Below are 14,386 nucleotides of genomic sequence, written 5' to 3'. Positions count from 1 at the left end.
TGCCATTGACGGGTTCTGAGGAAAACGCTACAATGCTGAATCCGACGGTGCGTGATAATCTACTGTTCCCATCATTCTCACCGTCGGCTCGCAGGCCAAGGCGTTTTCCTCAGGTTCAGTCAATGGTGGCGTTCGGAGCCGCAATCTAAATTTTTATAGAGAATTAGAGAAGTCACTTACGCATATACAAAGTGAAAGTATTTTGTATAAACGCAAAAAATGGAGCTACCCATCTGGTAGCTCCATGATCTGCATATTATGTCGGTTCTTAAATTACTTTCAATTATATCTTCATTGCTATATCCCATGCACCCCAGATGGCGCTTCTGATATTGCCTACCTTCTGGCAGTCTCCGAGGAGATGAACGTTTTTGGCCTCTTTCATGATAGGTATCGGATGATAACCTACTGACATGATGACTGAATCTGCAGGAAGTTTCTTTACTCTTCCATCCTTAAGTCCAATCTCAACTTCATGCGGTGAAATGCTCTTAACAGATGCATTTAGATAAACCGGAACTTCATTGGTCTTAAAGCAGTCTCTTAAGTAGCTGGTGTTTGCAAGGCACATGTTCTTGACTGCGATCAGGTCATCCTTCATCTCAACAATCTGAGGGTGTTTTCCCTTGCGGAAAAGATCCAGAGCAATCTCGCAACCTGTAAGACCACCGCCGATGATGACTACATTATCTCCTACTTTCTTCTTATCAAGAAGATAATCTGTAGCGTCCATGGCATACTCTAAAGCTCCAGGAATTGGAATCCTGTTAGCCTCAGCGCCTGTTGCGATGATGTACTCATCAGCCTGAGGAAGGCTTCCGGCTTTAATTTCGGTATTAAAGTGAACTTCGACGCCGAGCTTGCCAATCTGTCTCTTCTGCCACGCAATGAATTCTTTATCCTTTTCCTTGAATTCAGGAGCAGCTGCGGCAATAAATACTCCGCCAAGTTCACTGCCCTTTTCATAGATCACAGGTTTATGTCCGCGAAGTGCCAGTATTCTTGCAGCTTCCATTCCACCTACACCGCCACCGATAACGGCAACCTTTTTAGGTTTCTTTGTCTGAATGACTCTGTACTTAACTGACTGCATAGAGCGGGGATTGACCGCACATTTACACATTCCTGCAGACTCTGAAAGATCCTGGTCATTGGCTGTGCCATTGTGTTTTGTAAGGTTAAAGCATGCTGAATGACAGCAGATACATGGTCTGATATCAGCTTCCTTTTCTCTCTCAATCTTGGTAACCCACTTAGGATCTGCAAGGAACTGTCTGCCTACAGCCATAGCATCGATTCCGCCTTCACGGATTGCTTTTGCTCCGGCAAGTGGTTCCATCTTACCTGCACATACAACCGGGATATCTACGAACTTTTTGATGTGTTCTACATCCTCAAGGTTACAGTTAACAGGCATATACTGTGGTGGATGTGCCCAGTACCAGGCATCATAGGTTCCGTTGTCGCAGTTAAGCATGTCATAGCCTGCATCCTGAAGGAACTTAACAGCCTTTTCGGACTCTTCCATGTCACGTCCGATTTCCTCAAAATCTTCACCCGGCATAGCGCCGTACTGGAAAGCCTTTGTCATTGATCTTACGGAATATCGCAGAGATACCGGATAGTCGTCTCCGCAGGTCTTTTTTATCTCTTTTACGATCTCAGCAGCAAATCTGTATCTGTTTTCAAAAGAGCCGCCGTATTCGTCAGTTCTGTGGTTGGTGTATTTTAAAGTGAACTGATCCAAAAGATATCCCTCATGAACCGCGTGCACTTCAACTCCATCGACTCCTGCTTCTTTGCAAAGTCTTGCTGTCTCGCCAAAAGCATATATTATCTGCTCAATCTCTTTCTTGGTGATGGCCCTTGTAGTAACGTCATCTGCCCATCTGTTTGGCAGAACTGAAGGCGCTGCAGTCAGATACTCTGCATCGATAATAGGTTTTGCAAGAGTATTGAGTGCTTTATTTTTTGCAAGCATGGCAAGGGGCGCAGTAAGTGCCATAGATCTTCCAAAGCCTGCTGTCATCTGTATGAACATCTTGGCACCGGTCTTATGGAATTCATCCATGAACTCAGCAAGCTCTTTGAATTTCTTCTTATTCTGGTACAGCCACTTTCCCCCAAGCATATCTTTAACAGGTGCTATACCAGGAATCACAAGGCCGCAATCATATTTGGCAATCTTAAGTAAGAGCCTTGCTGCCTCCTTATCAAAATGACTTCCTGTTGGCTCCATCCAGCCAAAGATGCAGGTTCCGCCCATAGGTGCCAAAACAATTCTGTTCTTTATTTCCAGGTTTCCAATTTTCCAAGGCGTAAAAAGCGCCTCATATTCCTGCTTCATTGTCATCCCCCTTTAGTGTCTATAGTGTTTCAGTTTTTCTTCTTAAGATGCAATTCCTTAAGACCATCAACCTCGTCGCACACCGCTTTCATGCTGCAATGTCCGCAATCTGTGGGCATTCCGTCAAGTATGTTCGTAAGCGTCCTTGTGATCTTGTCGACCTTATCTGCGTTTGGAACAAGGCTCTCAACCAGGTCCTTGTCAGTAATAAAAATGACTCTGACCTTTTTTACCTCCGGAAGCTCTTTATACTTGGATATGTACGAACTTCCAACCCTGCTAAAAGAGATACCTCTTTTAAGAGCATCCTTGCTGACCCTTACCTGCTCAAGGTTACTGCTTGCAGATACTCTGACCATATACCCTTCCGGATAGACGTGGTATCTTACAAAGTCAAGATTCCTTATGGTTCCAAAGGCTTTTTCGCTGTCTGTCTCTTCTCCAAGATCGCTTGTTTCCAGAATGATCACCCGGGCAAAAGAAATATTTCCATTTATCTCAGTAATATCTTTTCCCACAACCAATATCTCATCCTCAGAAATATCGGAATCAGTAGTCACGCAGGTGTAGTTTACTGAGGGCTCGCTCATTCCACCGAGTTCTAAAGCTGCATCTCTTTGCATGATGAACTCCGTATTATCAAGGAGTTTCCATGCATTATTCCTGTCATAGGAATATTTTTTATAAGTTTTTGCAGAAACCTTCTCCATGGTCTCTGCGATTATGCTGTCATAAAGTTTCATAAAAGGGCTCCGTTAGAATTTAATATCTGCTTTCTTTCTGTCAAAAATCTTATTGACCTGAACATAAGCCCACGCCATAAGCTTCTGATCCAGATTCCAGAAATAAATTATAAAAAGAACTCCCGTAACAATTGACAGTATCTTAAAGATTGTAAAGAAAGTCTTTAATACCTTACTCATCGAAAGTTTTCCTTTCAAATCTACAAAAGTCTTTTAGCTTGCAAGTCCCTTTTGTCTTGCGTACTCTGCTGCTCCAAGTGCTCCCATAAGCTGAGGATCAACTGAAAGCTCAACAACTTTAAGCTTAAGAACCTGCTCGATTGCAGCCTTAAGTCCATCGTTTTTAGCGCATCCGCCTGAAAGTGTGATAGAATCAGTTGCGCCGGCCTTCTTGGACATAACAAAGCATCTCTTTGCTACTGCCATCTCGATTCCGGCTGCAATCTCATCCATAGGCTTTCCTTCACCAACAAGTGTGATAACTTCAGACTCAGCGAAAACTGTACACTGAGCAGTGATTGGAATAACGTTCTTTGCCGAAAGAGAAAGCTTTGAGAAGTCTTCAAGAGACATTTCAAAGGAACGAGCCATGGCTTCAAAGAATCTTCCTGTTCCAGCAGCACATTTATCGTTCATGGCGAAGTTTTTAACTGTTCCGTCTGTATCAATGGCGATACCTTTAACGTCCTGTCCACCGATATCGATAATAGCCTTAACATTAGGATTTGTTACATGTACGCCCATAGCGTGGCATGAGATTTCTGAAATATTCTCATCCGCAAACGGAACCTTGTTTCGTCCGTATCCTGTACCGATAAGGTATGAAAGATCTCTTGTATCGTGAAGTTCAGGTACCTGAGATACAACCTCCTTCATTGCCATCTCAGCTGATTCCTGAGCCACAATCTTGCTCTTAAGTGTGGTGTTTGCTACCATCTTACCGTTCTCGTCAACAATAACGGCTTTTGTGTAGGTTGATCCTACGTCACATCCTCCAAAGTATTTCATTATAATCTCCCTCCAAAATTATGTTTTTATGTTTGGATGATAATACGCATGTCTCCACTTCGTTCCCGACATGCTACAGCCATTCGGAATTCGCATTATCATGCTACTTCCTCATGTCTGTTTGGTTTTCAAGGTCATGCTTTTTTCCTTGCAAGCAAGAAAATGCATGACTTTGAAAACCATTATCACCAAGTAGTGTCATCTTCAAAATCAACCAATGAAGGATCCACAGGTTCGGCCTTCATTACGGTTCTCATAAATTCATTGACTGTTGCTCGCATATCTTTTCTTGAAACTGTTCTTGGATCCATCAGGTCATGGCTGCACCAAAGGAGTTTGATGCCCCTTTCTCTTGCCTGTTCCTCAAAAAGTCCCTGAACAGTAGCCATGTTCTTGCAGGATACATGCTGATACATGAGAACAAAGTCTACATTCCAGATCTCGCACTGTCTCCAGAGTTCTGTAACAACGTGGTCGTAACCGCCATTGGTATGCCTTCTCATAACCATTCGCTCATATAGTCTTGCAAGATCCTTAAGGGCTTCGTCCTTATTCTCCGTTTCAAGAGGCTTTGTAAAGTTAAGTGATTCCATCTCAACAAGGATATCTACGCCCCAGCAATTGGCCATCCAGTTGGAGAAGTTAGCATAATAATGAGCAGGTATCGACCAAACGATCGCTCTGTATTTCATCTTGCCTCTCCAGGCTTCATCCCTGTGTTCGTAGGCCTTTAGCATGAGCTGGTCGACCTTTTTGAATGTCGAGATGATCCTTGGATCAAGACCGCCATCCATCTCGTAGTTCCACTTTCTAAAGAGCTCATAACATGGTCCTATCAGCTGTGGATGCGGTGTCTGGTTTATCTCCCACTTTTGAAGCTCATACTTTGTTTCTTCGTTAAAGCGCTTCATTGCTGCAAAATATGCATCCCAGCTCCACTTAGCTCCGGTGTTTTCTTCGATGAACTTTATGCATCCTCTTATGTCTTTTACCGCTGCATCCATGATGGACTCGTCCTCATACCTTACCGGGAAAGCCAGGTGATATGTAGGAAGATCCTTAAATCTCCTGCTCGTGTAAGATGATGCCATTACCGAACCGTCACAAGGCATTGAGCTTGAGATAAAGCATGCTCCCATGTGAGGAAGGGCATCAACTACAACTGCTCCGCATTCTGAAGACGGTACAGGACATGTGTCTGATGGAAGTCCATAGGACTCAATCGCGTCGATATACGGCATGCAGGCCAGCTGGTCAATCTCAGACAAAAGAAATACCGGCATAAGCTGGTAAGGAATTCCGATAAGATCAGGGAATCCTGCCATTATCTGAGACATTGTCATCTCATCAAAAAGAACTATCTTTTTAGAAAGTGCTGTGCTGTTTCCGACCTTTTCATCGGATTTCATAAGAAGCACCAGGTTCTCTGCGACATATCTGAATATTGCATAAATGAGTTCGTGGTGCATCTTCAGCGCTCTTCCGCGAAGTCCCATTGTGTTTTTATCCATAAAGGAGTGACAACAGAAATATGAGATCATCCATCTGTAGTGAACAGCCCCCATCATGGCCGGCACCAGGTCTTTGGAAAATGTGGCAAGAAGCATTGCCCACATTCTTCCCCATTCGTAGAAGTCTACCGCTGTGTCCTTAACGCCTCGCCACTCTCTTCTTACTGTGGCCATTTTTCCTGTGGCATAGAGCTTTCCGAGCTGCTTTTCTCCGTTTATCACAAGATCTTTTATCTCATCAGGAGACATGTTTTTCAAAAGATCTGCCTCATGAAGGAGCCTTTTCTTAAAGCCCTTTGCATCTTTCCCGATGGACTTCGCGACATCCTTCCAGTCGGTTTCTTTTGCAATTTCTCCGACAATCCCGGCTATTTCTTTTATGTTCTCAGCCTGAGCCTTCCAGTCGATCTCATCCTTTAATCTGAAATTTTTGGGGTCTATATATTTCATAGGACGGCCTCCTTTCTGGCACTGTTTCTTATCCTCTTGATCTCAAGAGCTTCAACAAAGGCCTGGAATCTGGTCCGTAGTTGCCCGGAGTTATGTACATTGTAGGATCTGTCAATTGAAAGCGTAGGCCAGCCGTACTCTTCAGTAAGGATGTGGCTTGCAAGTGGTCTTTCAAATGCCCAGAAATCGCAGTACTTCATCTGTTCATAGATGATTCCGTCTGCCTTAAATTCTTTTGCCAATCTGTCAGCTGTCTCACGCCTTTGAGCGATCTTCTCTTCAGCCATGTACCTTGGGCATTCGCTGGTCTTCATATAGTGCCTTGCGATCTGCTTTAGGATATCCTCGTCGTCATCAAGGACTATCTCTTCCCTTCCCGGGAATGATCCGTAGCAGTACCTGTCCGCAACAACCATAGCTCCAGACTCTTCTAGAAGCCTTGTAAAATCAAGGTCATCAACTTCTGATCCAACGACCACTACTCTTGCCCTGTAGAAAGGCTTAGGATCGGTCTTTCTTGCCTTGATCTCCTCTAAGGTTTCTTCCAAAAGAGGTAGTATTTTTTTTGTAGGACAGCAATAACTTACAAGGCATATTACATGGAACTCATAGCCTGTAACCGGCGGATTATCCAGTTTTCTAAGATTGCCAATCTCAGTGATCACCCGGCAAAGTCTGTTGTGCTCTTCAACAGCTTTTCTGATAGCGCTGTCAGAGACATCAGTTCCCAGCTTTTCATGCATCACATCCAAAAGACGAAGTCTCATCTGTGTTGCAACCTGATCAACATTGTAGCTCTCAACCTTATATGGCACGTCTGTATGTGTAACAAAAAAGTGCGGCTTTTTATTACAATCCAGTATCTCCAGGTGCTCATAGCATCTGTTCATGGCAGAACATGCATCGACACCTGCTATTCCATCAAGGAATCCGTAGCCCCCCTCAATTCCTCTTTCAAGGAGAGATCTGGCAAACTCGCAGGTATAATTGGACATATAGTATGTTGATATGTCGATTGAACCTGTCCTTGGCGCTCTCATACGGACCGAAAAGCAGTTGTCCACGTTAAGCAGCACTTCAGGCATGTGATAGCAGGTATACCCAATTGCATACTCTCCCTGACTTTGAGCTTCTTTTACCATTTCATTTGCCGCATCATCCAGCAAATTTTCAAAAGTAATCAGATGCTTTAAATCTTGCAATTTATCCCCCTTCCAACATCAAATGATGTTTAGATTTTTAAGAGCTGCCCTGGTTCCTTCCAAAATCGTGGAGCCTTCCGGAAGCTCAAATATGTTCTTGCCCTCAATATCATTTTCAGTCATGTCGTCATCCTGCGGAATGACTGAAATGACCCTTACGCCGCCAATCTCTTTTTCCGTAACCTTATCAGGGAGCGGCGCCCTGTTTACGATAAGTCCGATCTCGTCGTACATAACAAGCTCATCAGCTACGTTCTTGATGGTTCCGATGATATCAAGTCCTTTCCTGCTCTGGTCCGAAACACAAATAAGATGTGTAACCTTTTCAAGAACTCTTCTGTTTATCTGCTCAATACCAGCCTCACCATCAATAACAACATAGTCAAAATCGTTTGCCACCATCTCGATGACTTTTTTCAGATAAGCATTTATCGCACAGTAACAGCCTGCGGCCTCAGGTCTTCCAATTGCCAGAAAAGCAAAGCCGTTCTGCTCTTCAATGGCATCCATTATCTTGAACTTGGCCTCAGCCAGAATGTCCTGAGTATCCCGTAGTTTCCCTGTTACATCATCTGCTACACTTTTTCTGATCTGATCAAGGGTATAAGAAGATTTTGCCCCAAGTGAGATCAAAAGCCCCACTGCAGGGTCAGCATCAATTGCCAGAATTTTAGAATCTTTTTTCTCTTCAGTAAGAACGCGCACTATTGCAGCACAAAGCGAAGTCTTCCCCACTCCTCCTTTGCCTGTAAGCGCAATTACGACTGTATTAGCCATTTCTCCCCCTTATTAGACTTTTGCACAAAGAATATATTAATATCATAATACAATTTAGTTAAATTTAGTACATATTTATGAAAAAAAAGTAAACTTTATAAATAAACTATGCTATGATTAATTTTAGAAATCTTTGGTATTTCGTTTCATTCGGGGAAACTTTGGACATTCTACGTCCACAACATAAATAGAGTAGGGGGAAAACATCATATGAAAGATCTCGTTCACATTTTTGAGTTCGAAGACCTTTTACAGGAAGCTGCCAACCCATTAGTGAAAAAAGGTAGAGATGAGGGGCTTAAAGCTTTAGGCTATACCTGTTATTTTATGCCTGAAGTTTTATTGGATCTGCCGGGTTGTTTTTCTGTGCGTCTTCGCGCTCCGCGCTCCACTTCGCCTGAAATGGCAACATACTACATGACAAACAGAACATGCATGTACGGAAGATGCCTTTTAGAAAGGGCCTTAGAGGGGGGCTTTAATTTTCTTGACGCTCAAATGGCAACTGAAACATGTACGGTAACTTGCCGTTTCCAAGAGCATCTCCAGCTTATGGATGTAATTCATAATCCAGATTTCTTCTGTGAATTCACAGATGTACCATTTAAGAAAAATACTAATTCTATAGAGCATTATGAGCAGCAGCTCAAGGTCCATGTCCTTGACAAGCTTCACGAAAAATTTGGAATCGATACAAGTGATGAAGCTCTTTTAAAGGCAATTGAGCAGCACAATGAAGTCTGCAGACTCATTCAGGAAATCGGAAGCTACAGAAAGCTTAAAAATCCAACGATCACAGGTTGGGAATTTTCTATCATCATGCTCACAACTCTCACTTGTCCTAAGCACCTTATCATCGATAAACTCCGTGATATTGCAGAGCAGCTAAAGACCAGAGAACCTGATGTCAAAAAGAACTATCGTGTGAAAGTTCTTTTGACCGGATCTGAGGAAGATGACCCTGACTTCATTAAGCTGATCGAGGAGTGCGGCGCCCTTGTTGTTGCTGACAGGCACTGCTACGGCTCTCTTCCGGGCCGTGAAGAAATTGTGGTAAAAGAAGGCGAGACACCACTTCGCGCAATAGCAAGGCATTATCTTGAAACCAGTATGTGTCCTCGTTTCATGGAACAGCATGTAATGCGTGAAAGGAAGCAGTATCTGGCTGACCTTGCCAAGGAATATGACGTAGACGGAATCATTATTTCGCAGATGAAATTCTGTGAGTACTGGAGCTATGAGCGCACAATCGATACTCTCATAATTCCAAGAGACTTTGGTATTCCTGTATGCTCCATCGAGAAAGAGTACGTCAACAACGCTGTTGGCCAGTTAAGGACCAGGTTCCAGGCCTTTGTAGAAAGTATTGAGCTTAAAAACTTACGTAAAGAGGGGGCCTAAGACATGAAACTATCAGAGATAAAAGATACTTACAGGAAGCTTTTCGTAGTGGAGAAAAGCCCTGAGGAAAAGAATAAGCCAAAGGATCTGAAAAAAGAGCTTAAGGACTTTTGGTACGGAAAACCTCATGAAGAGAGAAATCTTGGAAAGCTCTATGTTGACGGCACAGGTCTTTACAAACACCGCGAATGGCGTGGCGTAAAAGACACCATGTACTATTTCAACATGATCTGGCTTTACAACTACGCTCATATGGTAACCGACATAATGAAGTATGGTGGTGAAGGTCCAAAGTCTTTGGTTGATTTTGCAAAAGGCACCTTCAGATACAGATGGATGGGCCAGACTTACCTTTCCGTTATGCACTGGTTCGACAGAGGTCTTGAAGGCATGCGCGGAGATGCTCTTGCTGCTTCTGCCTGGCACTACAGAGGCATGGTAAGTGAGACAATCCGTCAGTTCATGTGCATGTTTGCTTCAGACAAAAAGCTGCATGGCGGCAAAACTCCTGAAAGATGGAACAAGAACATTGCTCACAACGAAACAGTAAGTGGAAATATCTTTTACCCATTCAGAAAAGATCTTGAAGATGTTGCTCTTGAGATGATTCCTTACTTCGTTTCAGTTCATGTAAATAACCACACGGTTCTTAACTATATTGATGCAGCGCAGTCCATCGGTCTTCCTGCTGACCCATGTCCAATGTGTCAGGCGGAATATGGACTCTTTGTCCTTGATGATTACCCGGACTACGCTCCCACTATGGTAACTTCCAATGAAGCCTGCGATGGTTCTGTTGCTACTTCAGTTCTTCAGGACTGGTTCCTCAACAGACCTCTTTATGCAATGCCACAGCCTATGAGATACGACGATCCTCTGGTTCAGGAGCACTGTCAGAAAGAAATCGAAGGCTGTTGGAAATTCATCGAGGAACAGTATGGAGTTAAATTTGACTGGGATGAATACGTCAAATGGGCTAAGAGCTTTAACAAGCTTACTGAGTTTGAATGGGAAAAATGGGACGTTGCAGCCAACACCAAGTACTATCCTATCAATGGTGTTGCACAGGCTCTTTACAGAATCTACTATTCTCAGGACGGTGACAGACCAATTTGGCATGAGATGGATGAGCATGTAAAGCGCATCATGAATAAGACTGTAAAGAACAAGATTGAAACCTTCCCAAAGACAAGGCACCGCGCGATTGCCTGGAGCTGCGCTCCTTTGTACTATTCAAACTGGTGCACATGGGCTTACAACTGCTGGGGAATCAACTGCGTTATCAACATGGACTCTCTTATGTTTGACCAATACCTCAGAACAGACACTTACGAGCACGCTCTTGAAGATCTGTCCTGGTTCAATGAAAAGGCACCTATGAGAGCCATGGCTGTTGGCGGACACGAGCACATTTTGTCACTCTTTGATTACATGGAACGCTTCAACTGCGATATGGTCATCATGTACGATCAGCTCCAGTGCAAAGGTATGCAGGGTATCCACGGAGTATTCGAAGACGAATTCAGAAAACGCAACATCCACGCGATTTGGGTTCCTCACGCTCTTCCTGATAAACGTACAGTCTCCAGAAAAGAGATCCGTCGCATCATCAATGATTACATGACAACTGTAATGAGAGAGACTCCTCTGGATCCTTCACTTCTTGATTTCGACGATGACCAGAGCTGGTGATCAGCTATAACTAATTATGATAATGTTCAAAAATAAGCTTTGCTAATAATGACATTCACAATTATAGAGCTACAAAATAATAACAAATTCATAAGGAAAAACGATATGAATAAACTGACAAAATTCTTCTTTAAAATATTTGGAATCTTCGCCGTCATCTATGGAATTCTCTTTGCAGTGTTCTATTTTGACCTGGACGGCAAATTTCTTTTTTACATCTGGGAGCCTATGATGATAAAGCATTACGACAACATGAAACGCAAAGACAACACTCTCACTCCTTACACCAAAAAAGAGAATGTTTCTGAAGATTTCTAAATACACTGTTTCATAATCAATATAATATAGTTTTGAAAAAATAATAAAGTAAGCCTTGTTTTCCTTTCCAAAAAGAAAACAAGGCTTTTGTATAATTTGTAATGGGACCGGCCGCCACCATTGACTGAACCTGAGGAAAACGCCCTGGTCTGCGGGCCGACGGTGATGATGATGGGAACAGTAGTGACTGTTATACGGACGGAATGATAGGGATTGAATGAGTATAATAATTCTTATAAATCATTACAATGGTTATCTGTGGGGGCGATTTAACATTGGATAAATGTGGGAGTAGCTGGGATGTAGGATAAGATTGAAAAAACTGTAAGACTTATCCCATTCTATCCAAGCCGATTTTCAGAGGTGTGGGATAAAACATGAAATTCTATCGAAGTTATCCCATAATTTTGGCCTTCTGAACACTGCGATTTACCAGAAAGTAGGATAAACGTGAAAAAAACAATGTTCTTATCCTACAAACCAGCAGAATTGTTAACAAAAATGATAAGATTAGTGGGATAAAAAGCACATTATTTAAGCACTTATCCCACATTACTCTATGAACAGGCTTTATCTTGAGACCTGTGCCAGAAATGGTGTTAATGAATTCACTGCACTTTTGAGACTGACTTCCGGTGAACCATATACTGTAGCGGAACTATTAGGCGAAGCATAACTTCGTCTTGTTATAGCGCCCCTCCCCAGCAACTTCATAAAACACTATGGATGCTTTTTATGCGACTATGCGTAAGCGTCACATATGCATCAATCCATTTTTGTTCTTCTAATGTTACTGTTTTTTGATTTGAACAATACTCTAAAAAATATATGTATGCCTGCTTAGCTTCAGTATACTTCCTAGCGTGATAATAATTATCTGCCACTTCAAATAACGCTTTAAAGCGTAGCTCATGACCTGTGTTTTCCTCAAAGAATCTTCTATATAGTCTCATTGACAGCAAATAGTCTCCAGCTTTTTGAAATTCTTGAGCTCTTATCAATTCTTCAGGAACATCTCTCATTAGTCACAATCCTCATTTTTCAGCTATTCTCATTGCTAATCATTTCCATTACTTGTTGTGATATTTTAACTGTATTACTGCGAATCCACTGATTTCCAACTTCGCGAAAGCCAATTTCAGCATGAAACAGCATACTTTTCTTATTGTATGGTTCAGTTGTTATTGCTGCAGCCAATATATTAATCTCATTTTCTTTGGCATAATCAAATGCACGTTTATACAGCACACGTCCCAATCCTTGATTCTGATAGCTATCCGCAACAACTATCCTATCAATATAAAGAAATTTAGGATAACGCTCTTCAAACCATTTATAACTCTTGAAATCATAATCATTCAATCCTTCCCTAAAAGCGATTATGAATCCAGCTGGAAAATTATCCACATAAATAATCTCAAAAAGTGCTGCTGTCTCTACCAACCATTCTAATTATTCCCTATCCATGGGTATAAGAACATCCACATATCTTTGATTTAGCTCCAGTACAAAACTATATTCATTAGGTTTAATTCGTTTAATAATTCTATCTCTCTTATCAGTATCCATAGAAAATATTATAATATCCATACATAATAATAGGAAGCCTAGAAAAATAGGCTTCCTATATTATCTAAAAAACTGTGAATAGTAACCATAACTTTGGATTTATGGTTTACTACACATATATAGACTACTATTTTTGCAAAAACAGCAGCCGAGTTATACCTACACTTTCAGCTCGGCTGCGTCTGTTTACAATAAAGTATACTTTTTCAAACTCTATTTTTAATCCGTCTTCTTGCAACTTCTACCGCAGCAAGACTGGATATGGATGCAAGTATGATCAGCAGCAGGAGCTCAAAGTCGTTTCTCTTTTCATCATATGCCGCGCTCCTTGCTACTTCTTCTTCCGTAATTACCTGGATTTCATCTACAGAATCCTCTTCTTCATTTTTCTCTCTTTTAAAGTTCTGATCTCCAACAACATAGCTATATGTCGCCTGCAGAGTGCTTTCCTCTTTATTTTCTTCTACTTTTTCTTCAATATCGTCCTTATTACTATCTTCTGCTGTCTCTCCAATATCGTTCATATTGTTATCTGCAACACTTTCTTCTACTTTCTCTAATGTAACTGCATTTTCACTAGCAAAACAATCAATAGGATTAACAATCAGGCTGACAGCAATTGCAGTTCCAATCGCTTTTATAGCAATCTTATATAGTAAACAGTTCTTTCCCATTATCCCGCTCCTAATAATATGATAGATTTTTCCTCATAAATAAGGTTACCATTCTAAAATCACAAAATCTATCATATAACGTCAGCTATTTGACATTTTATCAATAGTTAACAACCTATTTATATTTTTTTAATATACTGCTCTATTGAATTTTACTCAAAAAAGGTATTCAAATTTTTTTAAGTGATTTCTTTAGCAATATAAAACTGTCATTACATCACTTTATACTTAACTCAAAATACTATCACTTTGTATATGCGTAAGTAAGCGGAAAGTGAGGGGATGGTTTTAATGACTTGATTTTTGTTACGAATGCGTACGCCACCATTGACTGGACCTGAGGAAAACGCCTTGGCCTGCGAGCCGACGGTGAGGATGATGGGAACAGTAGAGGTGGCCGGAAGTTTTTTAAGCGCTATATGCCCAAATCATCCTTTTCATCTAAACATTAATGATTGTTTTATAAAAAGAAAGCATGTGTACAGAAAAAAGATGCTCGCGTCATGTCGAAAAAGATGTACAAGACATGAATAATAGAATAAATGCCAGATCTCATGCCAAACGATTCTATTCAAGGCATGAAATTATGAGAAAAATCTGACACAGCATGTCGAATTACTAAGCAAAGACATGGTATCTGAGTCAAAATCACTAACAACATGTCTGAACCACTATACAAAGCATGTGATACTTG

Annotated in this window: 13 protein-coding genes; 3 read left to right on the top strand and 10 right to left on the bottom strand. The window is 41.6% G+C overall.

The features are described 5' to 3' along the window. Window positions 1-283: 283 nt before the first annotated feature. From G585_RS0116055 to G585_RS0116025, 7 genes are all read right to left on the bottom strand, one after another. A complete protein-coding gene (locus G585_RS0116055; RefSeq protein ID WP_022776359.1) occupies window positions 284-2,347 on the bottom strand; it encodes an oxidoreductase in 2,064 nt (687 codons plus the stop codon). 29 nt (window positions 2,348-2,376) lie between these two features. Continuing rightward, entirely contained in the window at window positions 2,377-3,090 is a 714-nt protein-coding gene (locus G585_RS0116050) for a hypothetical protein (RefSeq protein ID WP_022776357.1), read from the bottom strand. 12 nt (window positions 3,091-3,102) lie between these two features. Continuing rightward, window positions 3,103-3,270 (bottom strand): hypothetical protein, encoded by a 168-nt coding sequence (locus G585_RS19635; RefSeq protein WP_022776356.1) that lies wholly within the window; start codon window positions 3,268-3,270, stop codon window positions 3,103-3,105. Window positions 3,271-3,303: 33 nt separating this feature from the next. After that, the gene (locus G585_RS0116040) at window positions 3,304-4,098 is read right to left on the bottom strand and encodes an acyl-CoA dehydratase activase (RefSeq protein ID WP_022776354.1); all 795 of its coding nucleotides are present in this window, start codon (window positions 4,096-4,098) and stop codon (window positions 3,304-3,306) included. Between the two features lie 185 nt (window positions 4,099-4,283). Then, complete coding sequence (locus G585_RS0116035; RefSeq protein WP_022776353.1) at window positions 4,284-6,059, bottom strand: 2-hydroxyacyl-CoA dehydratase family protein; 1,776 nt, start codon at window positions 6,057-6,059, stop codon at window positions 4,284-4,286. Beyond that, window positions 6,056-7,261: a 2-hydroxyacyl-CoA dehydratase family protein gene (locus G585_RS0116030; RefSeq protein ID WP_022776351.1), complete on the bottom strand. Its 1,206-nt coding sequence runs from the start codon at window positions 7,259-7,261 to the stop codon at window positions 6,056-6,058. The genes G585_RS0116035 and G585_RS0116030 overlap by 4 nt, the downstream gene beginning before the upstream one ends. Window positions 7,262-7,279: 18 nt before the next feature. After that, entirely contained in the window at window positions 7,280-8,038 is a 759-nt protein-coding gene (locus G585_RS0116025; RefSeq protein ID WP_022776350.1) for an AAA family ATPase, read from the bottom strand. Window positions 8,039-8,248: 210 nt separating this feature from the next. On the opposite strand from G585_RS0116025, the gene G585_RS0116020 reads away from it, so the two are divergent. From G585_RS0116020 to G585_RS0116010, 3 genes are all read left to right on the top strand, one after another. Next, entirely contained in the window at window positions 8,249-9,439 is a 1,191-nt protein-coding gene (locus tag G585_RS0116020; protein WP_022776349.1) for a 2-hydroxyacyl-CoA dehydratase family protein, read from the top strand. Between the two features lie 3 nt (window positions 9,440-9,442). Next, window positions 9,443-11,131, top strand: a complete 1,689-nt coding sequence (locus tag G585_RS0116015) for a 2-hydroxyacyl-CoA dehydratase family protein (protein WP_022776347.1) — start codon at window positions 9,443-9,445, stop codon at window positions 11,129-11,131. A 105-nt stretch (window positions 11,132-11,236) separates the two neighbouring features. Next, window positions 11,237-11,449 carry a hypothetical protein gene (locus G585_RS0116010; protein WP_022776346.1) on the top strand — a complete coding sequence of 71 codons (213 nt, stop codon included), beginning with the start codon at window positions 11,237-11,239 and terminating at the stop codon, window positions 11,447-11,449. A 710-nt stretch (window positions 11,450-12,159) separates the two neighbouring features. Here the strand turns inward: G585_RS0116010 and G585_RS0116005 are convergent. From G585_RS0116005 to G585_RS0115995, 3 genes are all read right to left on the bottom strand, one after another. Continuing rightward, complete coding sequence (locus tag G585_RS0116005) at window positions 12,160-12,471, bottom strand: tetratricopeptide repeat protein (protein ID WP_022776345.1); 312 nt, start codon at window positions 12,469-12,471, stop codon at window positions 12,160-12,162. 19 nt (window positions 12,472-12,490) lie between these two features. Continuing rightward, window positions 12,491-12,892: a GNAT family N-acetyltransferase gene (locus G585_RS19220; RefSeq protein WP_081644869.1), complete on the bottom strand. Its 402-nt coding sequence runs from the start codon at window positions 12,890-12,892 to the stop codon at window positions 12,491-12,493. Window positions 12,893-13,224: 332 nt separating this feature from the next. Next, the gene (locus G585_RS0115995) at window positions 13,225-13,692 is read right to left on the bottom strand and encodes a hypothetical protein (protein ID WP_022776341.1); all 468 of its coding nucleotides are present in this window, start codon (window positions 13,690-13,692) and stop codon (window positions 13,225-13,227) included. Window positions 13,693-14,386: the final 694 nt, after the last annotated feature.

The organism is Butyrivibrio sp. AE2015, from assembly GCF_000420825.1.
Lineage (GTDB): Bacteria > Bacillota > Clostridia > Lachnospirales > Lachnospiraceae > Butyrivibrio.
Note: the sequence above shows the minus strand (reverse complement) of the source record. Positions and strands in the feature narration are given on the sequence as shown.

Bases quoted from the DNA above. Each gene is read 5' to 3' on its own strand.
- G585_RS0116055 (WP_022776359.1), bottom strand. From the start codon at position 2,347: ATGAAGCAGGAATATGAGGCGCTTTTTACGCCTTGGAAAATTGGAAAC.
- G585_RS0116050 (WP_022776357.1), bottom strand. From the start codon at position 3,090: ATGAAACTTTATGACAGCATAATCGCAGAGACCATGGAGAAGGTTTCT.
- G585_RS19635 (WP_022776356.1), bottom strand. From the start codon at position 3,270: ATGAGTAAGGTATTAAAGACTTTCTTTACAATCTTTAAGATACTGTCA.
- G585_RS0116040 (WP_022776354.1), bottom strand. From the start codon at position 4,098: ATGAAATACTTTGGAGGATGTGACGTAGGATCAACCTACACAAAAGCC.
- G585_RS0116035 (WP_022776353.1), bottom strand. From the start codon at position 6,059: ATGAAATATATAGACCCCAAAAATTTCAGATTAAAGGATGAGATCGAC.
- G585_RS0116025 (WP_022776350.1), bottom strand. From the start codon at position 8,038: ATGGCTAATACAGTCGTAATTGCGCTTACAGGCAAAGGAGGAGTGGGG.
- G585_RS0116020 (WP_022776349.1), top strand. From the start codon at position 8,249: ATGAAAGATCTCGTTCACATTTTTGAGTTCGAAGACCTTTTACAGGAA.
- G585_RS0116015 (WP_022776347.1), top strand. From the start codon at position 9,443: ATGAAACTATCAGAGATAAAAGATACTTACAGGAAGCTTTTCGTAGTG.
- G585_RS0116010 (WP_022776346.1), top strand. From the start codon at position 11,237: ATGAATAAACTGACAAAATTCTTCTTTAAAATATTTGGAATCTTCGCC.
- G585_RS0116005 (WP_022776345.1), bottom strand. From the start codon at position 12,471: ATGAGAGATGTTCCTGAAGAATTGATAAGAGCTCAAGAATTTCAAAAA.
- G585_RS0115995 (WP_022776341.1), bottom strand. From the start codon at position 13,692: ATGGGAAAGAACTGTTTACTATATAAGATTGCTATAAAAGCGATTGGA.